Origin of the sequence: Streptomyces sp. M41(2017), from assembly GCF_002078175.1 — a bacterium.
In the GTDB taxonomy this organism is placed as follows: Bacteria; Actinomycetota; Actinomycetes; order Streptomycetales; family Streptomycetaceae; genus Streptomyces.
The window spans coordinates 1320136-1344553 of sequence record NZ_MWFK01000001.1 but is presented as its reverse complement, the minus strand read 5'-3'; the positions used below and the strand labels follow the sequence as shown (position 1 = coordinate 1344553).

The following is a 24418-nucleotide window of genomic DNA, read 5'->3' as shown; positions in this document are numbered from 1 at the left end:
CAGATTCGTCTCACGTTCCGCCGCTAGCCTGCGCGCCCGAAGAGACAACGGGCGCGGCGCCTGCCGGCGGCACGTCCGTTGCGCGGACGTGCGGGGACAGGAGGCGGAACATGGCGCACGGAGGACAGGGGCTGGCCCGGATGGCCGTCGTGGTGCGGGCCGGAGCCGCACCGCTGTGGTGGTGCGGGGTGTTCGCGGCCGGCATCGGGGTGCTCATCCCCGGGCTGACCGGGCGCAGGATCGGGGTCCTCGCGGGGGCCGTGCTCTTCCTCGTCGCGGTGGTCGTCGTGGCTGCCCGGCGCAGGAAGCGGTACGCGGCCCTGGTCCGGGCCGCCGCCCGCGCCGGCAAGCAGGACGTGCTCCAGGACCGCGCCGTGACGGTCCGCAACTGGCGCCGGGGCCACAGCTGGTGGCTCCTGCTCGCCTTCGCCGCCGCGCTCGGCAGCTCCTTCGTGCTGCCCGCCGCGGGCGGCATGCTGCTCGCCGGCGCGGGCGTCGGACTGTGGCTGAAGGCCGGGCGCCTCGGCCGGATCGAACAGGCCGGGCAGGAGCTGATCTGGGTGCGCGTCGACTGGCTCGGACCGCGCGCCGGCGCCCCCGCGGGCAAGCCGGTCAAGGCCGTACGGACCACCGGCCCGGCAGCGGGCGACGCCGCGCCCGGAGGGGCACGGCGTCGCTGACCCGTCGCGGGGTCGTCGCTCGACCCGCCGCATGATCCGGACGACAGGCCCTAGACCTCCAGATCCGTCTCGATGCGCTTGAGCTGATGGCGGGCCATCGCCAGGTTGGCCCGCTTCTGGTCGAGGACGAGGTACAGGAACAGTCCGTTCCCGCCGCGCCCCTTCATCAGCCGGATCAGGTGGTACTGGTCGGAGAGCGTGATCAGGATGTCCTCGATCTCGCCCTTCAGACCCAGGTGCTCCATGGTGCGCAGCTTGGCGCGGACCACGTCGGTGTTGCCGGCCGCCGCGACGGTGAGGTCGAAGCTCTTGCTGCCGCCGATGGTGCCCAGCGCCATACCGCTGGTGTAGTCGACGAGCGCCGCTCCGGTCGCGCCCTCGATGGACGCCAGGGCTTCTTTGAGGGCGGTCTCGGTGTTCGTCATGATGGGGTGCTCCTTCTCAACTTTCGGATGTGCTGGGGTGGTTGGTGACAGGTGTGGTCGTGGGCCGGGCGGGTGTCGTGCCGCGCGGAGGACGCCGCGGCATGCCCGGTGAGGGTTTCGGCGCCTGCTTGGCCGGGGCGGCGGGCGGTTCGCCGCGCGCGGCGGCGGCGTCGACCAGCTCCCCGATCCGGGTGCCGGAGCGCCGCCCCTCCAGATGCAGCCGGCCGACGTTGACGCGGTCCTGGGCCAGCAGCGTCAGCACGGCGGAACCGCCCGCCGCGTAGGTCGCCACATAGCCGTTCACACCGCGCACGAGCAGCTCGCGCAGGTCGCCCTGGCCGGTGGCGTCCGCCATCCGGATGGCGACCCCGAGGGCCGCCGCGGTGAGCGCGGCCAGACCGTCCGGCTCGACGCCGGGGGTGTCGTGGGCGAGGACGAGACCGTCGGCGCTGGCCGCGAGCGCTCCGGTCAGCTGGGGCACCCGGGCCCGTAACCGGTGCAGCTCGTCGAGGACTTCGGGCTCCGCCGCCATCAGCAGTCTCCTCTCGGCACGCTGTCGCAGCGCGCGGATCACAAGGCCTCCCGCGGGTCGGTACTCACAAGGCCTCCAGCGCGTCTCTGAGACGTCGCAGCAGGGCGACGTCGGGATCGTTGGAGGACTGGGTGAGCACGCCGGGCACGGAGGGCGGCCGCACCGCGGGCGCGGCCGTCACGAGGCCGGCGGCGGCGAGCCGGCGCAGGTCGACCAGCGTGTGGAAGGCGGGCCGGCCGAGCGCCGCGGACACCTCGGCCGCCGTGCGGACGCCGTCCACCCGGCCGAGGACGGCCTCCTGGCGCAGCGGGATCGCCGGCCCCGCGGCGAGGCCGGCGCGGCGCAGCGGGGCGGTGTCGGTCGCCGCGTCGGGCCATATGCGGTGCAGCAGTTCGCGCCGGCGCACCGTCTCGCGCTCCAGGGCGGCGACGGGTACGGGGCGGAGCGGGCCGAACCAGTGCGCGGCACCGTACCGGAAGCGGCTCGGGGTGCTGCTGGGGCCGAGCACGAAGTACGCGGCGTCGTAGAGCGAGCCGAGGTGGCACAGCTGCAGCGCGCCCTCCGCTATGCGGCCGCTGTCGATCAGGAACCGGCCCACCCGGCGGCGCGCGCCGGCCAGGGCGACGGCCTCCCGCCAGACCTCGGGGTCCAGCACCCCGCGGGCGGAGAACAGCACGTCGATGCCGGGGGTGAACGGGCTCTCGGCGTGCACCACCTCGCCGTCGGCGAGGTAGAGGGTGCCGCGTTCGCGGATGAGGACGCCGGTGGCCCGCTCGGCGGCGAGCCGCCCGAGCATGGGCGAGACGCCGCCCGCCTCGGTGCTCGGAGCCCTGTCGCGCACCGGGAGCCGGGGCGGGGGAGGGGTTCTGACGGTCGTCATACGAGCACCAGCCGTCCGGCCATCTCGCCGAGCCGGATCCGGGCCAGTGCGAGGTTGCCGTCCGAGCGGCCCAGCCACAGGTGCAGGAACACGCTGCTGTCGAAGCTGGTCCGCACGAACCGGAGGACGTGGTAGCTGTCGCGGTTGCTGATGATCAGGTCCTCGATGGGGGTCTCCTGGTCCGACCACTCGGACCAGTCGGAGCCGTCCTTCGGAGCGAACGACCGGTTCTCGGCGGCGAGTCGGGCCAGCTCGGCCGCCTCCGCCGCGGTCGTCTCGTGGTCGTCGCCCGGCGCGTCGCCGACCGTGCCCAGGGCCAGCCCGCTGGTCCAGTCGACCACCGAGGCACCCCGCGCACCGGGCAGTGTCATGGCTTCCAGCAGGCACTCGTCGATTCCGGGCACCGTGTCTCCCCTCCCGCCAAGGGTTCGGCCGAGTGACGCAGAAGTTACGCACTGTGTGCGCGATGAGTGAGTGATCCGGCATTTTCCTGTGGAACATGCCCGGGATGACTAAGGTGGGTCAACTGACCATATTTTCCCGTACCCTTGAAACCGCAGGTGGGCGGTTTGTGCGGCCTTGGGGCGCACGACGGGGGCGCCCACGGGCCGAGGAGGGCGCGCGGCCTGCCGCACGCGCCGGGAAGGTGCCCGCGCGACGGCGAGACGGCGGGGCGCGCCGCCGGTTCCGGCGGGAGATCCAGCCGACGGCACGCTCCTCGGACGCGCGGGCCCGTGTTCGGGTTCCCGACGGATGCGGGAGCGGGTTCCCGGAGGCGCCCTGCCGCGAGAGGGAGCCCTTCGGTGAGGGGCCCCGCGCCGCGACGGGCCTGGGCGGGCGACTGCTACAGGGCGGTGAGCGACGGGCCGTGCGCGCCGCCCGACTCCGCGACGATCTCCTCCACGGTCTGCGGCTCCCGGACCACGGCGAACCGCACACCGCCGCCGGCGCCGCCTCCGCCGTCGGTCAGGCCGTCGCCTTCCGTGGTGTCGTGTCCCGTGCCGCCGTCCGGCGCGAAGCCGTAGATGCCCGGCCGCGCGAGGGAGTTGTACGCGTAGTGGTGGGCGAAGTAGTACGCGCCGGTGTCCAGCGCGGCCGCGAGGTCGCCCTGTTCGAGCAGCGGCAGGGCCCGCCCCTCGGCGAGCAGGTCGCCCGCGAAACAGGCGGGGCCCGCGATGTCCTGCACCACGTCCGGCCCGGTCTTGGGGCGGCCCTTGGCGTCGTACGCGGCGATCCGCAGCGGCCAGGCCCCCGGCGCGTACACCGTGCGGGCCGCCACCTGGACCCCCGCGTGCGTGACGGCGATCGCGCGTCCTCCCGCGCTCTTCGCGTACTCGACCCGCGCCACGACGGTGCCGTGCTTGGCCAGCAGCGACCGGCCGAACTCGGTCACCAGCCCGTACCGCCCGTCGAACAGACCCGGCACCACCTCGGCGAGCAGCCGGGCGTACTGCGCGTACGTCGGGGCCGTCGCGTCGGAGCCGAAGTTGACCGGCAGTCCGCCGCCGATGTCGATCGTGTCGACCTGCCGCCGCCCGACGTGCCGGTTGATCTCCTCCGCCAGCGCGTACGTCTCCGCGACGCCCTGCGCCATCAGCGAGAGCGGCATGCCCTGCGACCCCGAGTGGGCGTGCAGGCGGGTCAGCCAGGGCCGGTCGGCGTACGCCCGCAGGATCCACGCGCGGGCGCCCTCGTCCCGGAGCGCGACGCCGAACTTCGAGGTCGCCGTGGCCGTGGACAGCGCTCCGATGGAACCGCCGCCGACCTGCGGATTGACCCGCAGTCCGATGGGCGAGCCGGTGGGCGCCGAGCGCACCGTGGCGTCGATCCGCTCCAGCTCCTGCGGGTTGTCCGCGTTCACCGCGATGCCGAGTGCCAGTGCCTCGCGCAGTTCGGCGGGGGTCTTGGCGGGGGAGTCGAGGACGGTCCGCCGGGGGGACACCCCGGCCGCGCGGGCGAGCGCCAGCTCTCCCGGGCTCGCCACCTCGGCGCCGACGCCCTCGTCGGCCAGCAGCCGCAGGACGGGCACGAGGGGCGCCGCCTTCACCGCGAAGGCGTGCAGCACGGGGGTGCCGGGCGCGGTCACGGTGTCGAAGGCGGCGCGCAGGGCGGCCGCCGAGGCCCGGATGCCCGGCACGTCGAGCAGGGCGACGACGGGCTGCTCCGGGGTGAGGAGGCCCTGCTCCACGGCGGCCCGCACGGCGTCGTCCCGCCGGGCGATCCGCTCGGCGTCCGCGGCCGCCACGGCGGCGGCGCCGACACCGCTTCCGTCGGCGGCGCCGCTTCCGCCCCGGTCCGGCGCCGCGCCGCCCGCCCCGGGGCCGGCCGCCGCGCTCCCGGATCCGCCGACGTCCGGCTCGCCGCCCCGGCCGCGTCCCGGTGGCCGGTTCCCGCCCGGTGCCCCGGCCCGCTCCGGTGTCCCGTTCCCGTTCCCGCTCCCTGTCCTGTCGCCCGAAGACGGTCCGGACGTTCCTGCCGAAGACATCGCAGCCCCACTCACCCCGTCGAACGGCGGATCTCCCGCCCCGTCCATCTCTGCGCCCATGGATCCCAGCCAAACATCGGTGACCGCCAGGAGCCTTCCGTGGAGCTATTGACTAGGCCTATTCAAGGGGTGAGGATGTGAATATCCATAGCAACAGTCCGCTGGGAGGCAGACCATGTCAGGACCCCGCCCCGTCCGAGCACCGCGCGGTACGGAACTGAGCGCCCTGGGATGGCAGCAGGAGGCCGCCCTTCGGATGCTGCAGAACAACCTCGACCCCGAGGTCGCCGAGCACCCCGACAAGCTCGTGGTCTACGGCGGCACCGGCAAGGCCGCCCGCGACTGGCGCTCCTTCGACGCCATGGTCCGCACGCTGCGCACCCTCAAGCAGGACGAGACGATGCTCGTCCAGTCCGGCCGCCCCGTCGGTGTCATGCAGACCCACGAGTGGGCCCCGCGCGTCCTCATCGCCAACTCCAACCTGGTCGGCGACTGGGCGAACTGGGAGGAGTTCCGGCGTCTGGAGGCCCTCGGCCTCACCATGTACGGCCAGATGACCGCCGGTTCCTGGATCTACATCGGCACCCAGGGCATCCTCCAGGGCACCTACGAGACCTTCTCCGCCGTCGCCGCGAAGAAGTTCGGCGGCACCCTCGCCGGGACCATCACCCTGACCGCCGGCCTCGGCGGCATGGGCGGCGCCCAGCCCCTCGCCGTGACGATGAACGACGGCGTCGCCATCTGCATCGACGTCGACCCGCGCGCCATCGAGCGCCGCATCGAGCACCGCTACCTGGACGTGAGGGCCGACTCCCTGGAGCACGCGCTCCAGCTCGCCGTCGAGGCCCGCGACCAGCGCAGGCCGCTCTCCATCGGCCTGTTGGGCAACGCGGCGGAGCTGCTGCCGCGGATGCTCGCCGAGGGCGCGCCCATCGACATCGTGACCGACCAGACCTCGGCCCACGACCCGCTCGCCTACCTCCCCGTCGGCATCGACTTCGACGACATGGCCGACGCGGCCGCCAAGGACCCGGCGGGCTTCACGACCCGCGCCCGCGAGTCCATGGCGCGGCACGTCGAGGCCATGGTCGGCTTCATGGACGCGGGTGCCGAGGTCTTCGACTACGGCAACTCGATCCGCGGCGAGGCCCAGCTCGCCGGGTACGACCGGGCGTTCGCCTTCCCCGGCTTCGTCCCCGCCTACATCCGCCCGCTGTTCTCCGAGGGCAAGGGCCCCTTCCGCTGGGCCGCCCTGTCCGGCGAGGCCTCCGACATCCACAAGACGGACAAGGCGATCCTCGACCTCTTCCCGGAGAACGAGTCGCTGCACCGCTGGATCAAGCTGGCCGGCGAGCGCGTCCACTTCCAGGGCCTGCCCGCCCGGATCTGCTGGCTCGGCTACGGCGAGCGCGACAAGGCCGGTGAGCGCTTCAACGACATGGTGGCCTCCGGCGAGCTCGCCGCCCCCCTCGCCATCGGCCGCGACCACCTCGACTGCGGCTCCGTCGCGTCCCCGTACCGCGAGACGGAGGCCATGCTCGACGGCTCCGACGCGATCGCCGACTGGCCGCTGCTGAACGCCATGGTGAACGTCGCCTCCGGCGCCTCCTGGGTCTCCATCCACCACGGCGGCGGCGTCGGCATGGGCCGCTCCATCCACGCGGGCCAGGTCTCCGTCGCCGACGGCACCAAGCTCGCCGGCGAGAAGATCCGCCGCGTCCTGACGAACGACCCCGGCATGGGCGTCATCCGCCACGTCGACGCCGGCTACGACATCGCCGAGACCGTCGCCGACGAGCGCGGTGTGCGCATCCCGATGCGCGAGGGCGACGAAGGCGGCACCGCGTGACCTTCCACAGCATGTGGGCGGAGCTGCTGCCGATCGGCCGCAGCTCCGCCTCCGGCGGCTACCGCCGGTTCGCCTGGACCGGCGCCGACACCGACTGCCGCGCCTGGTTCCGGCAGCAGGCCGAGTCCCGCGGGCTCACCTGCGAACTCGACCGCAACGGCAACCAGTGGGCCTGGCTGGGCGACCCCGCCGCGGGCGACGCCGTGGTCACGGGCTCGCACCTCGACTCCGTCCCCGACGGCGGAGCCTTCGACGGCCCCCTCGGCGTCGTCTCCTCCTTCGCCGCGCTCGACGAACTCCGCGCCCGCGGCGCGCGGTTCACCAAGCCGCTCGCCATCGTCAACTTCGGCGACGAGGAGGGCGCCCGCTTCGGGCTCGCCTGCGTCGGCTCCCGGCTCGCCGCCGGACAGCTCACCGTCGAGCAGGCGCACCGCCTCACCGACGCCGACGGCATCACCCTCCCCCAGGCCATGGAGCGCGCCGGGTACGACCCCGCCGCCATCGGCCCCGACCCCGAACGGCTCGGCCGGATCGGCGCCTTCGTCGAACTCCACGTCGAGCAGGGCCGCGCCCTCGACATCGGCGGCGACCAGGTCGGCATCGCCAGCGCCATCTGGCCGCACGGCCGCTGGCGCTTCGACTTCCGCGGCGAGGCCAACCACGCGGGCACCACCCGGCTCGTGGACCGCCGCGACCCGATGCTGTCGTACGCGGAGACCGTGCTCAGCGCCCGGCAGGAGGCGCGGCTCGCCGGTGCCGTCGCCACGTTCGGCAAGATCTCCGTCGAACCGAACGGCGTCAACGCCATCCCCTCCCTGGTCCGCGGCTGGCTCGACTCCCGCGCCGCCGACCAGGCCACCCTCGACACCGTGGTCACCGGCATCGAGAAGGCGGCCCGGGCCCACGCCGAGGAGCAGGGCGTCGAACTCGACGTCGTCCGCGAGTCGTTCACCCCCGTCGTCGAGTTCGAGCACGCCCTGCGCGACGAACTCGCCCGCATCCTCGGCAAGGAACGCGACGCCGCCCTCGCCGTGCCCGTACTCGGCACCGGCGCCGGACACGACGCGGGAATCCTCTCCGGCACCGTCCCGACCGCCATGCTGTTCGTACGCAACCCCACCGGTGTCTCGCACTCCCCGGCCGAGTTCGCCGCCGAGGACGACTGCGTGGCCGGGGTGACCGCACTCGCCGACGTACTCGAAGGGCTGGCCTGCAGGTGACGCAGACGTACTGGCTGGAACACGCCTGGCTCGACACCCACGTCGAGCCGGGCGTCACCGTGACCGTGTCCACCGGCGGCTCCGGGGCCGGCCAGGACGGCCGCGTCACCGAGGTCCGCACCGGCGTCGACACCCCGCCGCCCGGCGCCGAGATCCTCCGCGGACTCACCCTCCCCGGCCTCGCCAACGCCCACTCGCACGCCTTCCACCGTGCCCTGCGCGGCACCGTCCAGGTCGGCTCCGGCACCTTCTGGACCTGGCGCGAGATCATGTACTCCTTCGCCGACCGGCTGACCCCGGAGACCTACCACGCCCTGGCCCGCGCGGTGTACGCGGAGATGGCGCTCGCCGGAGTCACCGCCGTCGGAGAGTTCCACTACGTCCACCACGCCCACGGCGGCACCCGCTACGCCGACCCGAACGCCATGGGCGAGGCACTCGTCGCCGCCGCCGCGGACGCCGGCATCCGCATCACCCTGCTCGACACGGCCTACCTCTCCTCCGCCTTCGGCCAGCCGCCCAACCAGCACCAACTCCGCTTCTCCGACGGCACCGCCGAAGCCTGGGCGGAACGCGCCTCACTCCTCAAGGACCAGGATCACGCCCGGATCGGCGCGGCGATCCACTCCGTACGGGCCGTGCCCGCCGGCGAACTGGCCACGGTCGCGCGCTGGGCCGAGGAACGGCGCGCCCCGCTCCACGTGCACCTGTCCGAGCAGACCGCCGAGAACGAGGCCTGCCGCGCCGCCCACGGCCGCACGCCCGCCCAGCTCCTCGCCGACCACGGCGTCCTCGGCCCGCGCACCACCGGGGTCCACAACACCCACCTCACGGACCAGGACGTCGCCCTCCTCGGCGGCTCCGGCACCGGCACCTGCATGTGCCCGACCACCGAACGCGACCTCGCGGACGGCATCGGTTCCGCCGTGGCCCTCCAGCGCGCCGGCTCGCCCCTGTCGCTCGGCTCCGACAGCCACGCCGTCATCGACCTCCTCGAAGAGGCCCGCGCGATGGAGCTGAACGAACGGCTGCGCACCCGCACCCGCGGTCACTGGACGGCCGCCGCCCTGCTGCGCGCCGCCTCCGCCGACGGCCACGCGGCCCTCGGCTGGGACGACGCGGGCAGCATCGAGACCGGCGCGCTCGCCGACTTCACGACGATCGCCCTCGACTCGGTCAGAACGGCGGGACCGGTGCCGCGCCTCGGCGCCGAGACCGCCGTCTTCGCGGCCACCGCGGCCGATGTCCGGCACACGGTCGTCGCGGGCCGCCACATCGTGCGCGACGGCGCGCACACCCTCGTACCGGACGTGCCGACGGCGCTCGCGGACGCCGTCGAGGCCCTGCGCGCCTGACCGGAGCCGGACGGCGGGGCCCATCGCCCGGCAGCGGCCGGTGGCCCCCCGGGCCCCCGGCGCCCCCGGCCCCCTCGTTCGCAGTCCCCCACCCGCAGTCCCGCCACCCCTGAGGACGCCATGAGCAGCACGACCGTCATCACCAACATCGCCAGTCTGGTCACCAACGATCCCTCCCGAGGCGACGGATCCCCGCTCGGACTGATCCAGGACGCGGCCGTCGTCATCGAGGGCGACCGTGTCGTGTGGACCGGGGAAGCCGCCCAAGCACCCGCCGCCGACCACCGGTTCGACGCCGAAGGCCGCGCGCTGATCCCCGGCTTCGTCGACTCCCACTCGCACCTGGTCTTCGCCGGCGACCGTACCCAGGAGTTCAACGCCCGGATGTCCGGGCGCGCCTACAGCGCCGGCGGCATCCGCACCACCGTCGCCGCCACCCGCGCCGCCTCCGACGAGGAGCTGGAGCGGAACCTCACGCGCTACCTCCACGAGGCGCTCCGCCAGGGCACCACGACCATGGAGACCAAGTCGGGCTACGGCCTGACCGTTCCCGACGAGGCCCGCGCCCTGCGCATCGCCGCCGCGCACACCGACGAGGTCACCTACCTCGGCGCGCACATCGTGTCGCCGGACCTCGCCGACGACCCGGCCGCCTATGTCGCCCTGGTGACCGGCGAGATGCTCGACGCCTGCGCCCCCCACGCCCGTTGGGTGGACGTCTTCTGCGAGAAGGGCGCCTTCGACGGCGACCAGGCGCGCGCGATCCTCACGGCGGGCCGGGCGAAGGGCCTGCACCCGCGCGTCCACGCCAACCAGCTCACCCACGGTCCGGGCGTCCGGCTCGCCGTCGAGCTGGACGCGGCGAGCGCCGACCACTGCACCCATCTGACGGACGCGGACGTGGACGCCCTCGCGAGCGGCAACACCGTGGCGACGCTGCTGCCGGGCGCCGAGTTCTCGACCCGTGCCGAGTGGCCGGACGCCCGCAGACTGATCGACGCGGGCGTCACGGTCGCCCTGTCCACGGACTGCAACCCGGGCTCGTCGTTCACCTCGTCCGTGCCGTTCTGCGTCGCCCTCGCGGTGCGCGACATGGGGATGACGCCGGACGAGGCCCTGTGGTCGGCGACGGCGGGCGGCGCGCGGGCCCTGCGCCGTGACGACATCGGACGCCTCACGCCCGGCGCGTACGCCGACCTGACCCTGCTGGACGCCCCGAGCCACGTCCACCTCGCCTACCGTCCCGGCGTCCCGCTGGTCAGCGCCGTCTGGCGGCGCGGCGCCCGCGCGGTCTGAGGCGGCCGCCGGACGCGGCCGGGGCGGCGCGCGCGACGGCACAGGAGCGGAAAACGGAGCGGTCCGGCGCCGATGGCGCCGGACCGCTCCCTTGCGCGCGACCACACGGGCCGCGAAGCCCTGTCATTCCTCGACGGTCAGTCCCTTCCGGAGTCGCACGAGGGTGCGCGACAGGAGCCGGGAGACATGCATCTGCGAGATGCCGAGCTCGTCGCCGATCTCGGACTGGGTCATGTTCGCCACGAAGCGCAGCGAGAGGATCTGCCGGTCACGCTGGGGGAGTTCCGCGATCAGCGGCTTGAGGGACTCCACGAACTCGATGCCTTCGAGTCCGTTGTCCTCGTAGCCGATGCGGTCCGCGAGCGCGCCCTCGGAGTCGTCCTCCTCGGGCTGGGCGTCCAGCGAGCTGGCCGTGTACGCGTTGGACGCGGCCATGCCTTCGACGACCTCGTCGTTGCTGATGCCGAGGCGTTCCGCCAGCTCTCCCACTGTCGGAGCGCGGTCCAGCTTCTGCGCGAGTTCGTCGCCCGCCTTGGCCAGGTCGAGCCGGAGCTCCTGAAGCCGGCGGGGAACCCGCACCGACCAGGAGGTGTCCCGGAAGAACCGCTTGATCTCGCCGATGATGGTTGGCATGGCGAAGGTGGGGAACTCGACGCCCCGGCTCAGTTCGAACCGGTCGATCGCCTTGATCAGGCCGATCGTGCCGACCTGGATGATGTCCTCCATGGGCTCGCTGCGCGAGCGGAAGCGGGAGGCGGCGAACTTCACGAGCGCGAGAGTGAGCTCGACGAGCGTGTTGCGGACGTACGCGTAGTCGTGCGTGCCCTCTTCGAGGGACTCGAGACGCGCGAAGAGCGTCTTGGACAGGGCCCGTGCGTCCACCGGCCCCACCTCGTCGTACGGGGGAATCTCCGGGAGGCCGTCGAGCCCCGTGAGTCCGTCGGTGCCGGGTCCTTCGAGGTGCTCCGGGCCGACCGGAGAGGGTGTCGACGTCGCCGTCTGGGTATGCGATGCGTCGAGCCGGGGTGACATGGTGTCCTCCATCGTTCTCGGCATATGGCCGCCGATGCCAATACGTGCACTGCGGTGTGCGGCGCCTCCAAAGCCGGCCGGGTCGGATAGGTGTCTCTTCTAGCCCTACCCGCTTTTGTGAACTTGTCGCAAGTGCCTTCTGTGGCGAAATGTCCGTTTGCGGGGGGTTGTTCGGGTGTCAGGTGACGTAGAGAAGGCGTAGTGTTCGAGTGCATACATCAGCAGTCGGACGCTCGGGAGAGAGACGGCATGGACCGCGGGACGGTCGGCAGCGCACAGTCTGGCCGGCTTCTTGTCGAGGTGCGGGAAGAGGGCACTAGTGCCGTCGTGACCCCCGCGGGTGAGTTGGATCACCACACGGCCGATTTGTTGCGTGAGCCACTCGAAGGGTGCCTCGAAAAGGGGTACGCACGGCTCGTCGTCGACTGTTCGCGCCTGGAGTTCTGTGACTCCACCGGACTGAACGTGCTGCTCGGTGCCCGGCTGAAGGCCGAGGCCGCGGGTGGCGGCGTCCATCTGGCGGCGATGCAGCCGGTGGTCGCACGGGTCTTCGAGATCACCGGGGCGGAGGCCGTCTTCACCGTGCACGACACGCTCGAAGCGGCTCTCGCCGACTGACCGGGCGGCCCGTCGATCATGTCGCCGTTATGCCCCAGTCGCCCCCGCGTGACCGGCGCGTTACCCGCGTCACAGTTTCCGTGCCGAATAAGTGGGTGTTCGGACGGTTCCGTCGGGCAGGAGACATCCTGGATGCGTCGGCAGCGAGCGGGCCGGCCTCCGGTGCGGCGAAAGTCGTCCGACCCACGAGCGGCGAAAGCCGTTGATCCATCCGTACTGAGTACTGCGTACCGAGTCTTGAATTGTGAACCGGTGAATCGGTGAGGTGAAGCGCTGATGAGCACCACCCGGCCTTGCCCGCCGGGCGACCGCGGCCCTGAGTCGGGCGACGGCGGCGCTTCCGGGGCGTCCGTGGACGACACGGCGCCCGTGGACGGCGGACCGCCCGGCGACGGAGCCACTCCGGACGGTGCGGTCCTGGCCCCTCCGGGCCGCCAGGCCCGCAGGCTGAGCTTGGAGGGCGAGAGCGGCGTCGTGCCGCTCGCCCGCGACTTCGCCCGCCAGGCGCTGTACGCCTGGGGCTGGCTGCCCGCCGAGGGCGCCGACCGGCGTGCCGCCGCGGAGGACGTCCTGCTGGTCGTCTCCGAGCTGGTCACGAACGCCTGCCTGCATGCCGAGGGCCCGGACGAACTCCGGATCTCCGTCGACAACAAGGTGCTGCGCATCGAGGTGTCGGACCGCGGCGCGGGCCAGCCCGCACCCCGCACCCCGCACCGCGCCGGCCGCCCCGGCGGCCACGGCATGTTCATCGTGCAGCGGCTCTGCCTGGACTGGGGGGTCGTCCGCAGCCCCGGAGTCTCCGGCAAGACCGTGTGGGCCGAGCTGGGCGCACCCGCCTGACGCGGGGCGTCCTCCGCACGCACCTCCGCCCCCGCCCCGTACGTCACTCCGCGCGCCGGATCCCCACGGATCCGGCGCGCACTTTGTCTTCCCTCCACAAGTCCCCGGGCGTACCTTGACGGCCGATCTGATGTTCCGTCAGGAAATCTCGCCGCGTGTCCCGTCGGGGACGACGTCAGGAGTGAGGGGCAGGCCCGTGTCGTACCGGACGTACCAGAAACGAACCGCCGCGCTCGCGTGCGCCGCGGCCCTGGCCGGCTCGGCGGTGCTGATGGCCGCCCCGGCAGCCCAGGCCGCCGTGGTCGACGTCAACTACCAGTGCAAGACGCCGATCGGCGACAAGAGCGCCGTGTCGCCCATCGACATCAAGGGCGTCAGGAGCGGCAGCGGCTACAAGCTCACGATGTCCTGGCAGAAGGGCGTCTCCTCCAGCCCGGTCGAACTCGGCAAGGGCGCCATGACGCCCAGCGCCGTCATCAAGGTGGGCGGCGCCGACAGCGGCACCGTGGCGGTCACCGGACCGGCCAACGCGGCCGCGATCCCCGCCAACACGCCCATCAAGATCAGTGACCTGAGCGGCACGTACACACCGAAGAAGTCCGGCAAGGTCACCTTCACCGCGGGCGTCCTCACCATCAAGGCCCTCGGGACCACGACCACCTGCTCGCCCTCGAACAACCCGAAGCCCTCCCTGACCCTCGACGTGAAGGCGGCGGGCGGGAGTTCGGGCTCCGGCTCGGGCTCGTCCGGCGCCTCGGGGTCCTCGGCTTCGGGGAGCCAGGGCGGCTCGGACTCCGGCGGGCAGCTTCCGCAGACCGGCCCCGCGGACTCCGCGATCGCCCTCGGCACACTCGGCGGCACCGTCCTGCTCGCGGGCGCGGCGGGCGCGCTGTGGCTGACCCGCAGGCATCAGGCGGTACGCCGCTGACCTGCCCGCACGACGACCTGGAGCCGCCGCATGCCCTCCGCACTCCCCGCCGCCCGCGTGCTGGGCCTGACGACCCTGGTGCTGCTCGGCGCGGCCCCGGCGGCCCAGGCCGCTCCGGGCTGGTCCGTCGTCCCGGCCGCGGGCGGCGCGGCCGACGGACGGCCCTCCGTGTACGCGGAGGGCGCGCCCGGCACGGTCCTCCAGGACGCCGTGTCCGTGGTCAATCCGGCCGGCAGGCCCCTCACGGTCCGGGTGCGCGGCGCCGACAACACCGCTGACGGCACCTCCGCGCGCGACCGCGCCGCCGGCACGGGCGCGTGGATCGCCTTCGCCGACCGCTCCGGCGGCCGGCGGACGGCGGTGCGCGCCCTGTCCGTCCGCGTGCCCGCGCACACCCGCGCGGACGTGCCGTTCACCGTCGCCGTCCCGGCGGGCGCGGCGCCCGGCGACCATCCCGGCGCGATCGTCGTGAGCGCGGGAGGCCGCACCGCGGCGGTCCGGGTCCAGCTGAGGGTGGCCGGACCCGCCCTGTCGGCCCTGACCGTCGAACACGTCCGGGTGCACGGCGGCCAGATCTCCTACCAACTGGTCAACCGCGGCACCACGGTCCTCACCCCGCGCCTGGCCGTGCACGCGGACGGTGTCCTCGGCCGTGTACTGGACCGCGCCCCGCGCACCCTGCCCGTCGGCCTCCTCCCCGGCCGCCGCGTCACGCTCCACGAACCGTGGACCGACCCGCCGGTCCTCGACGCGGTCGACGTGCGGCTGACGGTGACCGCGGAGGGCGGGGCGCGCGGCACGGCGACCGCGTCCGCCCGGTTCGTGCCGTGGTGGGCGCCAGCCGGAGCGGGCGCCGTCCTGGCGGCACTGGTCGCCCTGATCGCCGTACGACGTCGGGGGCGACCCGCGCGACCGGGTCCGCGGCGGCACGGGCACCGGAGCCCGGAGGCCGGAGCGGCGGTCGAACAGCCCGGCACAGAGGTCGAGTTGACGGGAGCGGTGACGTGAGGGTCCTGGGCGGCACGATGCGGACGGCGGCGCTGGGCGCGGTCCTGGTCCTTCTCCTCGGCCCGTTGGCGGTGATCGCCTCGGCGGGTCCGGCGTCCGCCGCCGACGGGCCGGGCGTGAAGCTGTCCAGATCCCAGGCGGGAGCCGGTGGTTCGGTCACCGTGAGCGGCAGCGGGTGGCGGCCCGAGGCCCTGCTGATGATGCTCATCTGCGGACAGTCGGTGCCCTCGCGCGGCGTCATCGGCGGCACCAACTCCTGTGCCAACGCCGACGGCCGGGCCGTCACCACCGACGCCAAGGGCGCCTTCACCAAGAAGCTGCCGGTCGCCGAACCGCCGAAGCCCTGCCCCTGCGTGGTGCACGTCGCCACCGTCACCGGGGCAAAGGCGCAGGCGGACGCCGTCTTCATGGTGGCCGGGCACTCGGTCGAACCGCTGCCCAAGGAGGCGAGCGGGGCCCGGCTCTCGGTACTCACGGACACCCGCCTCGACGGGTCGAGCGGCCTGCTGACCTGGTTCGGCTCACCCCCGGCGCGCACCCTCGTCTTCACCGTCGGCAACGTCGGCACCGCCCCCGTGAAGAACCCGGTCTTCCAGGTGGGCACCTCCCACGGGGTGTTCGCCCCGCAGTGGGAGGAGCAGGAGTGGCGCGGCACCGTCGAGCCGGGCCGGAAAGCGCGGATCAAGCTCCCGTTCGAGCTGTCGGCAGGGGCGCACGGCGACTACACGGTCTCCCTCAAGTACGGCGGGAAGGTGCTCGCCGAGCAGCCGTGGGGCGTAGGCCGCCCCTGGGGTGTGACCGTCTTCTGGATCCTGCTCTGCGTGGTCGTCCCGGCCGCGGTGTTCCGTGTCGGCATGGCCCTGGTGGACCGGGTGCGCCCGCACCGGTCGAGCGGGCGCACGGGCCGGCACCGGGTCCTGCGTCTGACCGACCTCGCACAGCGCCTGCCCCGGCCGGCCCCCGCGCCCGCCCCCCACACCCCGGCGGACGTCCCGGACGCCTCGCCGGCCCCGGCCGCCCTGCCGTGGTTCACCCCGGACAGCGATCCGGGCACCGCGACGAACGGTCAGCTCTCCGCACCGCACGAGAACGGTCCGACGACACAGACGAGAGAGGGACATACGTGAGGACGCTACGGAGAGTGGTACCGGACACCGGACGCAGAGCGGGCGCGGCCGGAGTCGCGCTGATGCTCGGCGGTGCGGGCATCCTGCTGGGCGTGGCCGCCGTACCGGCGCAGGCCGCCGAGGTGTCGTACAAGACGGAGTGCATCCCGCCCGCGATCTCGGGGCTGCCCGCCGTGCAGGGCACCACGAAGGTGCAGATCACCGCGCCCGCGGAGGCGAAGGTGGGTGACGAGGTCACGATCACCTGGAAGTTCGCCCAGGCCGCGTCGAAGAACCCGGACGTCCTCGACCTCGACAAGGACACGGTGAAGCCCTCCGGCACCCTCAAGGCGGGCGGCGCGCAGACCGCGAGCATCGCCATGGAGGGGCCGCGCCAGAACCCCGCGATCCCCAAGAACAGCGACATGAAGCTGTCCGACATGACGGGCAAGTTCAAACTGACCGCGGCGGGTGACGTCACGCTGACCCCGGACGCCTACAACATCAACGTCAACAAGCCGATCTCCACCGACACCAAGTGCACGCCCAAGGAGGCGGTGGGCTCCTCCGCGACCATCAAGGTGACGGCCGCGGGCGGCGGTTCGGGCGGCTCCACGCCGACCCCGACCCCGACGCCGACCCCGTCCGGTGAGCCGACCGACTCGGCCACCCCGTCGCCGACCGGCAGCGGGACCGGGGGAACGACCGGTGGCGACGACGGCGGCTCCACCGGCGGCGGTGGGCAGACCGACTTCACCGGCAAGCAGGTCTCCGTCGCCTACGCGTGCAAGACGCCCATCGGGGACAAGAACGCCACCTCACCCGTGCAGATCAACGCCAGGAAGAGCGGGGGGAGTTACGCCCTGACCGTCAAGTTCGGCACGTCCGTGATGGACAGCCCGGCGGACATCCCGGCCGACTCCGTGAAGCCCTCGATGGAGGTCGCTCTCGGCGGCGCCGACAAGGGCACCGTCCATGTGGAGGGCCCGACCAACTCCGGGCCCATCAAGTCGGGCGACCCGATCGAGGTCCCGGACCTGAAGGGCACGTACAAGCCGGGCGCGACCGGCAAGTCGACGCTGTCCCCGGGTGTCCTGACGGTGATGGCGCTCGGTACGACGACGACCTGCACCCCGGCCACGTCCGAGGTCTCGCTCACCCTGGACACCTCCGAGCAGGCGGGCGGAGCGTCCGGCGGCGGTTCCTCCTCGTCCGGCTCGGGGTCCACGGGCTCGGCGTCCGGCGGCCTCGCGGAGACCGGCTCCGACAGCCACAGCGCCCTCGAGGCCCTGGGCCTGGTCGCCGGCACGGTCATCCTCCTGGGCGGAGCGGTCTTCACGTTCATGCCCCGCGGCAGGACGAGGTGACCTGACGACCCTTCAAGTTCGCCGGGCGGCCACGGTGACGGCGACCGCCGCGTGCCGAAACGGCGGAGGGCCGCCGCACCCGTTGGTGCGGCGGCCCTCCGCCGTTGGTGCGGCCCGCGTCAGCGGACGTCGCCCATCAGCTGCTTGACCTTCTTGCGGTACATCCACACCGCGACACCGGCGATCACGGCGAGCGTGGCCTCCAGGGCCACGATGCCCGTCTTGTTGAGGTCGACGTCGGCGATGGAGAGCAGGCCGGTCGTGGCGTCACCCGCGGTGACGGCCAGGAACCAGACACCCATCATCTGGGAGGCGTACTTCGCCGGAGCCATCTTGGTGGTGACCGAGAGGCCGACCGGGGAGAGCGTCAGCTCACCGACGGTCTGGACGAAGTAGATGGCCACCAGCCACATGGCGGCCGCCTTGTGACCGCCCTCGGCGATCGTCAGCGGGGCCAGGAAGAGGAAGAACGAGGCACCGACCAGGACCAGACCGGAGGCGAACTTGGTGGCCGTGCTCGGCTCCTTGCCGCGCCGGTTGAGGGCCAGCCACAGCCAGGCGAAGACCGGCGCGAGCGCCATGATCATGACCGGGTTGACCGACTGGTACCAGGAGACCGGGAACTCCCAGCCGAAGATGGTGTTCTCGGCGGACGAATCGGCGAAGATCGACATCGTCGACCCGCCCTGGTCGTAGATCATCCAGAAGACGGCCGCGGCGATGAAGAACCAGATGTACGCGGACATCTTCGACTGGTCGGCGCGGTCCAGCGACTTGTCCCGCTTGATGCGGCCGATGACCATCACCGGAATGAGCAGGCCGGCGAGCGTGATCGGGACCAGCAGCCAGTTGAGCGTGTAGTGGCCCGAGAAGCCGACGACCGCGTAGAAGACCACGGCGACGGCGGCCCAGAGCGCGGACTTGCGCAGCGTCGAGGCCTTCTCCTCCGGCGACAGGGGCGTGGGGACCTCCTGCGACCGGGGGCTGAGGTGACGGCTGCCGAGCAGGTACTGGGCCAGACCCACGGCCATGCCGAGCGCGGCGATGGCGAAGCCCAGGTGCCAGTTCACGTTCTCGCCGACGGTGCCGATGATCAGCGGCGCTATGAAGGCGCCCAGGTTGATGCCGATGTAGAAGAGCGTGAAGCCACCGTCACGACGCGGGTCGTCCGGACCGTCGTAGAGGTGGCCGACCATCGTGGAGATGTTGGCCTTCAGCAGACCGGAACCTATGGCGACGAGGCCGAGTCCCGCGAAGAAGGTGCCGGAGGTCGGCAGGGCCAGCGTGAGGTGGCCCAGCATGATGATCAGACCCGCGACGGCGACCGTCTTACGAGGGCCGAGGACGCGGTCGGCGAACCAGCCGCCCGGCAGGGCGAGCAGGTACACCAGCGACAGGTACACCGAGTAGATCGCGGTCGCGGTGGCCGCATTCATGTGCAGGCCGCCCGGTGCCACCAGGTACAGCGGGAGCAGTGCCTTCATGCCGTAGTAGGAGAATCGCTCCCACATCTCGGTCATGAAGAGAGTGGCCAGTCCGCGGGGGTGGCCGAAGAAGGTCTTCCCGGACCCGGGGGTACCCGGGTTCACCGAGGCCTTCGTCAGGCTGGACGCCATGGTCGTTCCTTGCTGTCGGGACGCGCTGTGGGGGTCCCCCTGGCCGGACCGGAGTCGAAGGCCATGAGGAGTCGCGCGCCCAGTGGGGGGCGGCCGGCACCGGCGGTGACGGCGTCCGCCCCCACGCCCACGGGGAGTCCGCTTCGGATGGCGAAGCGGTGGACGGCGACCACCGGGATCCACGCCCGGTGCGCGTCAGCGCGCCTCGGGCCCGGCCACAGGTCATTCCTTTCGAGGCTGGCGAACACCAGCCCGCACACAAAAGAGACCTTCAGCATCAAGCACGCGCCAAAGGTCCCCATGTAGTGCTACAGGCGTCTGGTCACCATACGACATGGCAATGCACCATATGGAAGGACTTGAGAGATGGATCACAGGCGATCATGGAACCGCCGGGAGCCATTCGAAGGTGTTCCTCAGGATGGCATCCCACACCCGCAGGTAAGAAACACCCGGACGGAGGGTGTGAATCACGGAGGCCGATCACTGCCCGAGCCTCGTCCGCGGCGGACTACCATCACCCCATGACCCGTGTACTGCTCGCCGAGGACGACGCGTCCATCTCGGAGCCGCTGGCCCGTGCCCTGCGCCGGGAGGGTTACGAGGTCGAAGTCCGCGAAGACGGACCCACCGCGCTCGACGCCGGAATGCAGGGCGGCGTCGACCTGGTCGTCCTCGACCTCGGGCTGCCCGGTATGGACGGCCTGGAAGTGGCCCGCCGGCTCCGCGCGGAGGGGCACACCGTGCCCATCCTCATCCTCACCGCACGCGCCGACGAGGTGGACACCGTCGTCGGCCTCGACGCCGGCGCCGACGACTACGTCACCAAGCCCTTCCGGCTCGCCGAACTGCTCGCCCGGGTCCGGGCGCTGCTGCGGCGCGGCGCGGCCGAGCCCCAGCAGCCGCCCGCCACCCACGGCGTGCGGATCGACGTCGAGTCGCACCGCGCCTGGATGGGCGACGAGGAACTCCAGCTCACCGCCAAGGAGTTCGACCTGCTGCGGGTGCTGGTGCGTGACGCCGGCCGGGTCGTCACCCGCGACCAGCTGATGCGCGAGGTCTGGGACACCACCTGGTGGTCCTCCACCAAGACCCTCGACATGCACATCTCCTGGCTGCGCAAGAAGCTCGGTGACGACGCGGCGAACCCCCGCTACATCGCGACGGTACGAGGAGTCGGCTTCCGCTTCGAGAAGAGCTGAGGCCCCGCCTCGGGGGCCGGACGGCCGTCCGGCCCCCGAGGCGTTCCACGTACCGCACCGCAGACGGCTCGCCCGCCGCGCGGCCGTGCCGGAACCGGCGGGCACCGGAAGCCCCGCACCCGACCCCGTACCCCGGCCCGGTGCCCCGCGGTGACGGCCCGGCGCCCGTGCACACTGGTCCACGTACCGCCACCTGCCCGGAGGGCCCCGTGCGTCGCCGTCTCATCCAGTCCACCCTCGCCGTCGTCCTCGTCGTGATCGCCGTGTTCGGTGTCTCCCTCGTCATCGTCGAGACCCGCACGATCAGCAACAGCGCCCAGGAACGCGTGGACTCCGAGGCGCTGCGACTGGCCAGCATCGTGGACAGCCGCATCCTCGGCGACGAGAACATCTCCAGTGACACGTTCCGCAACCAGGTCACCGACCAGCGCTACGCCGAGATCAGGATCCCGGGACGGGATCCCATCGAGGTCGGCACCGAACCCACCGGCGACGTCATCCACTACACCGCCAAGGGTGAGGAGGGCGAGACGGTCACCGTCCAGGAGCCCCGCTCCTCGGTGACCCGGGAGGTCGGCCGCACGCTGCTGATCATCGGCGCCGTCGCCCTGCTGGCGATCGTCGCCGCCGTCCTGCTCGCCGTACGCCAGGCGAACCGTCTCGCCTCCCCGCTCACCGACCTCGCCGAAACGGCGGAACGGCTGGGCTCCGGCGACCCGCGCCCGCGCCACAAGCGCTACGGCGTCCCCGAGCTGGACCGCGTGGCCGACGTCCTGGACGGCAGTGCGGAGCGCATCGCCCGCATGCTCACCGCCGAGCGCCGGCTCGCCGCCGACGCCTCCCACCAGCTGCGCACGCCCCTGACGGCGCTGTCGATGCGCCTGGAGGAGATCACCCTCACCGACGATCCGGACACGGTGAAGGAGGAGGCGACGATCGCGCTGACGCAGGTGGAACGCCTCACGGACGTGGTCGAGCGGCTGCTCACCAACGCCCGCGACCCGCGGACCGGCTCCGCGGTCACCTTCGACCTCGACGAGGTCATCAAGCAGCAGCTGGAGGAGTGGCGCCCGGCCTACCGCAGCGCGGGGCGCGCGATCGTCAGCTCCGGCAAGCGCCATCTCCAGGCGGTGGGCACCCCGGGCGCGGTCGCCCAGGTGCTCGCGGCGCTGATCGAGAACAGCCTCATGCACGGCGGCGGCACGGTCGCCCTGCGGACGCGGGTCATCGGCAACCAGGCCGTCATCGAGGTCACCGACGAGGGACCCGGCGTGCCCACCGACCTCGGCGCCCGCATCTTCGAGCGCACCATCAGCGGCCGCAACTCCACCGGCATCGGCCTTGCCGTCGCCCGCGACCTCGCGGAGGCCGACGGCGGCCGTCTGGAGATGCTCCAGGCCCAGCCCCCGGTCTTCGGCCTGTTCCTGTCCCGGACCCCCCTGAAGCGAGGCCCGCTGATCGGCGAGGACGACGACGAGGAGCGGACGGTCAGGTAGGGGCGGGGAGCAGAGGGAGCCGGGGGAGCGGACGGTCTCTCCCGGACGGCCCCTCCGGGGTCAGTTGGCGCGTGCCTGGGCCCGCCGGGGCTCCGGCTCCTCGTCCAGGAACGATTCGGCACTGGCCACCGCTTCACGGGCCGGAAGCGCCCGGAACACCCAGGTGCGGTAGGACCAGAAGCGGAAGAGCGTCGCGACCCCGATGCCGAGGAACTTGAAGATGTTGCTCTGGAGCGGGCTGTCCCAGCCGAAGCCGTACGTCGCGGCGTAGAGCACGCCGTTCTCGATGACCAGTCCCACCGCGCTGAACAGCAGGAACAGCGTCAGCTCCTTGGTGCGGCCGCCCTTGTCGCGGTCCCGGTACGTGAAGTAGCGGAAGCCCACGTAGTTGAAGACGATGGAGACGACCGTCGCGATGACACTGGCCCGCACGACCTGGAGGTCCGTCGTGTGGCGCACCAGGTTGAACACGAGCAGGTTGACGAGCAGCCCCGCCCCGCCCACCGCGCCGAACTTGGCGACCTCACGCAACAGCAGGTCGAAGCGGCGGCGAACCGCGCTGCGGGGCCCCGCCTGAGGCCCCGAGGAAGCACTGTCCATGGTGTCGCCAGCCCCCGTCGGTGGGTACGTCGTCGATCAAGCGATGGAATACGTCAACCCAGCCATGCTAACCAGCGCCCCCGCGCGGTGCCCGTGCATGACTTCACAGGTAAGAAAAGACCCGGTCACCAGCGCGGAAAATCGGGCGTACCGGTGCCGAAACCAGCCCGCGCGGCGTGGCCGATACTCTTGGAGCGTGACGTTCCCGGTAGTCGGCATGGTCGGCGGCGGCCAGCTCGCTCGTATGACACACGAGGCGGGCATCCCGCTCGGCATCAAATTCAAGCTCCTCAGTGACACTCCACAGGATTCCGCGGCGCAGGTCGTCGGCGACGTCGTCATCGGCGACTATCGCGACCTCGACACGCTGCGCGACTTCGCGCGGGGCTGTGACGTGATCACCTTCGATCACGAGCAGGTCCCCACCGAGCACCTGCGGGCCCTGGAGGCGGACGGCATCCCCGTGCGCCCCGGACCCGACGCGCTCGTGCACGCCCAGGACAAGGGCGTGATGCGCGCGAAGCTCGACGCGATCGGCGTGCCCTGCCCGCGGCACCGCATCGTGACGGACGTGGCGGACGTCGCCGCGTTCGCCGCGGAGGGCCTGCCCGAAGGCGCGGGCGGTGACGGATTCCCGGTCATCCTGAAGACCGTCCGCGGCGGCTACGACGGCAAGGGGGTCTGGTTCGTCCGCTCCCTGGAGGACGCCGCCGAACCCTTCCGCGCGGGCGTTCCCGTCCTCGCCGAGGAGAAGGTCGACTTCGTTCGGGAGCTGGCGGCCAACGTCGTCCGCTCCCCGCACGGTCAGGCCGTCGCCTATCCCGTCGTCGAGTCCCAGCAGGTCGACGGCGTCTGCGACACGGTCATCGCCCCGGCACCCGGCATCGCCGAGGAGCTGGCCCTCCAGGCGGAGGAGCTGGCCCTGCGCATCGCCAAGGAGCTCGGCGTCGTCGGCCACCTGGCCGTCGAGCTGTTCGAGACCCACGACGGACGCATCCTCGTCAACGAACTGGCGATGCGCCCGCACAACTCGGGCCACTGGACCCAGGACGGCGCGATCACCTCCCAGTTCGCCAACCACGTCCGCGCCGTCCTCGACCTCCCGCTCGGCGACCCGCGCCCCCGCGCGAAGTGGACCGTCATGGCCAACGTCCTCGGTGGCGACTTCCCGGACATGTACTCCGCGTACCTGCACTGCATGGCCCGCGACCCACAGCTCAAGATCCACATGTACGGCAAGGACGTGAAGCCCGGCCGCAAGGTCGGCCACGTCAACACCTATGGCGACGACCTGGACGACGTCCTCGATCGCGCCCGGCACGCAGCCGGCTACCTGAGAGGCACGATCACCGAATGAGCCCAGTAGTAGGCATCGTCATGGGTTCGGACTCCGACTGGCCCGTCATGGAGGCCGCGGCCCAGGCCCTCGACGAGTTCGAGATCCCCTACGAGGTGGACGTCGTCTCCGCGCACCGCATGCCGCGCGAGATGATCGCGTACGGCGAGCAGGCCGCCGAGCGCGGACTCAAGGCGATCATCGCCGGCGCCGGCGGCGCGGCCCACCTGCCGGGCATGCTGGCGTCCGTCACCCCGCTGCCCGTCATCGGGGTGCCCGTCCCGCTCAAGTACCTCGACGGCATGGACTCGCTGCTCTCCATCGTGCAGATGCCGGCCGGCGTGCCCGTCGCGACCGTCTCCGTCGGCGGCGCCCGCAACGCCGGTCTGCTGGCCGCCCGGATCCTCGCCGCCCATGACGAGGAACTCCTCGGCCGGATGCGGGAGTTCCAGCAGGAGCTGAACGACCAGGCCACCGAGAAGGGCAAGCGGCTGCGGTCCAAGGTCGAGAGCGGCTCCGGCGGCTTCGGCTTCGGGAAGTGACGCGC

At 72.4% G+C, this 24418-nt stretch carries 23 protein-coding genes; 15 read left to right on the top strand and 8 right to left on the bottom strand.

What is annotated here, in order from left to right; all coding sequences use genetic code 11:
- Positions 1-110 precede the first annotated feature (110 nt).
- Complete coding sequence (locus B0675_RS05880; RefSeq protein ID WP_081217685.1) at positions 111-680, top strand: hypothetical protein; 570 nt, start codon at positions 111-113, stop codon at positions 678-680.
- Between the two features lie 50 nt (positions 681-730).
- Here the strand turns inward: B0675_RS05880 and B0675_RS05875 are convergent, their stop codons facing one another.
- The 5 genes from B0675_RS05875 to B0675_RS05855 all read right to left on the bottom strand — a co-directional run bounded on the left by B0675_RS05875 (position 731) and on the right by B0675_RS05855 (position 5002).
- Complete coding sequence (locus tag B0675_RS05875; RefSeq protein WP_081217684.1) at positions 731-1105, bottom strand: hypothetical protein; 375 nt, start codon at positions 1103-1105, stop codon at positions 731-733.
- A 16-nt stretch (positions 1106-1121) separates the two neighbouring features.
- Positions 1122-1637, bottom strand: a complete 516-nt coding sequence (locus B0675_RS05870) for a roadblock/LC7 domain-containing protein (RefSeq protein ID WP_081217683.1) — start codon at positions 1635-1637, stop codon at positions 1122-1124.
- 64 nt (positions 1638-1701) lie between these two features.
- On the bottom strand, positions 1702-2517 hold the full coding sequence (locus B0675_RS05865) for a hypothetical protein (RefSeq protein ID WP_081217682.1): 816 nt from the start codon (positions 2515-2517) through the stop codon (positions 1702-1704).
- Positions 2514-2921, bottom strand: a complete 408-nt coding sequence (locus B0675_RS05860) for a hypothetical protein (RefSeq protein ID WP_081217681.1) — start codon at positions 2919-2921, stop codon at positions 2514-2516. The genes B0675_RS05865 and B0675_RS05860 overlap by 4 nt, the downstream gene beginning before the upstream one ends.
- A gap of 440 nt (positions 2922-3361) precedes the next feature.
- Positions 3362-5002: a diaminopimelate decarboxylase gene (locus tag B0675_RS05855; RefSeq protein WP_241539708.1), complete on the bottom strand. Its 1641-nt coding sequence runs from the start codon at positions 5000-5002 to the stop codon at positions 3362-3364.
- A gap of 175 nt (positions 5003-5177) precedes the next feature.
- Between B0675_RS05855 and hutU the strand changes: the two genes are divergently transcribed.
- The 4 genes from hutU (at position 5178) to hutI (ending at position 10722) form a co-directional block, all read left to right on the top strand.
- Entirely contained in the window at positions 5178-6851 is a 1674-nt protein-coding gene (gene hutU, locus B0675_RS05850) for a urocanate hydratase (protein ID WP_081217679.1), read from the top strand.
- Positions 6848-8071, top strand: a complete 1224-nt coding sequence (locus tag B0675_RS05845) for an allantoate amidohydrolase (protein ID WP_081217678.1) — start codon at positions 6848-6850, stop codon at positions 8069-8071. The genes hutU and B0675_RS05845 overlap by 4 nt, the downstream gene beginning before the upstream one ends.
- Positions 8068-9426 carry a formimidoylglutamate deiminase gene (locus tag B0675_RS05840; RefSeq protein ID WP_081217677.1) on the top strand — a complete coding sequence of 453 codons (1359 nt, stop codon included), beginning with the start codon at positions 8068-8070 and terminating at the stop codon, positions 9424-9426. Before B0675_RS05845 ends, B0675_RS05840 begins: the two co-directional genes overlap by 4 nt.
- 120 nt (positions 9427-9546) lie before the next feature.
- Complete coding sequence (gene hutI / locus B0675_RS05835) at positions 9547-10722, top strand: imidazolonepropionase (protein WP_081217676.1); 1176 nt, start codon at positions 9547-9549, stop codon at positions 10720-10722.
- A 123-nt stretch (positions 10723-10845) separates the two neighbouring features.
- On the opposite strand, the gene B0675_RS05830 is transcribed toward hutI, so the two are convergent.
- Positions 10846-11766: an RNA polymerase sigma factor SigF gene (locus B0675_RS05830; RefSeq protein WP_179165254.1), complete on the bottom strand. Its 921-nt coding sequence runs from the start codon at positions 11764-11766 to the stop codon at positions 10846-10848.
- Between the two features lie 237 nt (positions 11767-12003).
- Between B0675_RS05830 and B0675_RS05825 the strand changes: the two genes are divergently transcribed.
- From B0675_RS05825 to B0675_RS05800, 6 genes are all read left to right on the top strand, one after another.
- Complete coding sequence (locus B0675_RS05825) at positions 12004-12372, top strand: STAS domain-containing protein (RefSeq protein ID WP_081221611.1); 369 nt, start codon at positions 12004-12006, stop codon at positions 12370-12372.
- 276 nt (positions 12373-12648) lie between these two features.
- Positions 12649-13212 carry an ATP-binding protein gene (locus B0675_RS05820; protein ID WP_081217675.1) on the top strand — a complete coding sequence of 188 codons (564 nt, stop codon included), beginning with the start codon at positions 12649-12651 and terminating at the stop codon, positions 13210-13212.
- Positions 13213-13408: 196 nt separating this feature from the next.
- Positions 13409-14140, top strand: a complete 732-nt coding sequence (locus B0675_RS05815; protein ID WP_241539707.1) for an LPXTG cell wall anchor domain-containing protein — start codon at positions 13409-13411, stop codon at positions 14138-14140.
- Between the two features lie 30 nt (positions 14141-14170).
- Positions 14171-15148, top strand: coding sequence for a hypothetical protein (locus B0675_RS05810; RefSeq protein WP_081217673.1), 978 nt, complete (start codon positions 14171-14173; stop codon positions 15146-15148).
- Positions 15149-15165: 17 nt separating this feature from the next.
- On the top strand, positions 15166-16275 hold the full coding sequence (locus tag B0675_RS05805; RefSeq protein ID WP_081221610.1) for a hypothetical protein: 1110 nt from the start codon (positions 15166-15168) through the stop codon (positions 16273-16275).
- 62 nt (positions 16276-16337) lie between these two features.
- Positions 16338-17621: a hypothetical protein gene (locus B0675_RS05800; protein WP_179165381.1), complete on the top strand. Its 1284-nt coding sequence runs from the start codon at positions 16338-16340 to the stop codon at positions 17619-17621.
- A 119-nt stretch (positions 17622-17740) separates the two neighbouring features.
- Here the strand turns inward: B0675_RS05800 and B0675_RS05795 are convergent, their stop codons facing one another.
- Complete coding sequence (locus tag B0675_RS05795; RefSeq protein ID WP_081217671.1) at positions 17741-19237, bottom strand: oligopeptide:H+ symporter; 1497 nt, start codon at positions 19235-19237, stop codon at positions 17741-17743.
- A 524-nt stretch (positions 19238-19761) separates the two neighbouring features.
- Here B0675_RS05795 and B0675_RS05790 point away from each other — a divergent pair.
- Complete coding sequence (locus B0675_RS05790; RefSeq protein ID WP_018566970.1) at positions 19762-20439, top strand: response regulator transcription factor; 678 nt, start codon at positions 19762-19764, stop codon at positions 20437-20439.
- A gap of 209 nt (positions 20440-20648) precedes the next feature.
- Complete coding sequence (locus tag B0675_RS05785) at positions 20649-21935, top strand: ATP-binding protein (protein WP_081217670.1); 1287 nt, start codon at positions 20649-20651, stop codon at positions 21933-21935.
- 60 nt (positions 21936-21995) lie between these two features.
- On the opposite strand, the gene B0675_RS05780 is transcribed toward B0675_RS05785, so the two are convergent.
- On the bottom strand, positions 21996-22535 hold the full coding sequence (locus B0675_RS05780) for a GtrA family protein (protein ID WP_081217669.1): 540 nt from the start codon (positions 22533-22535) through the stop codon (positions 21996-21998).
- A 217-nt stretch (positions 22536-22752) separates the two neighbouring features.
- On the opposite strand from B0675_RS05780, the gene B0675_RS05775 reads away from it, so the two are divergent.
- Together B0675_RS05775 and purE are read left to right on the top strand one after the other, a co-directional pair.
- Complete coding sequence (locus B0675_RS05775; RefSeq protein ID WP_241539899.1) at positions 22753-23892, top strand: 5-(carboxyamino)imidazole ribonucleotide synthase; 1140 nt, start codon at positions 22753-22755, stop codon at positions 23890-23892.
- Entirely contained in the window at positions 23889-24413 is a 525-nt protein-coding gene (gene purE, locus B0675_RS05770) for a 5-(carboxyamino)imidazole ribonucleotide mutase (RefSeq protein ID WP_081217667.1), read from the top strand. The genes B0675_RS05775 and purE overlap by 4 nt, the downstream gene beginning before the upstream one ends.
- The last annotated feature ends 5 nt before the right edge of the window (positions 24414-24418 follow it).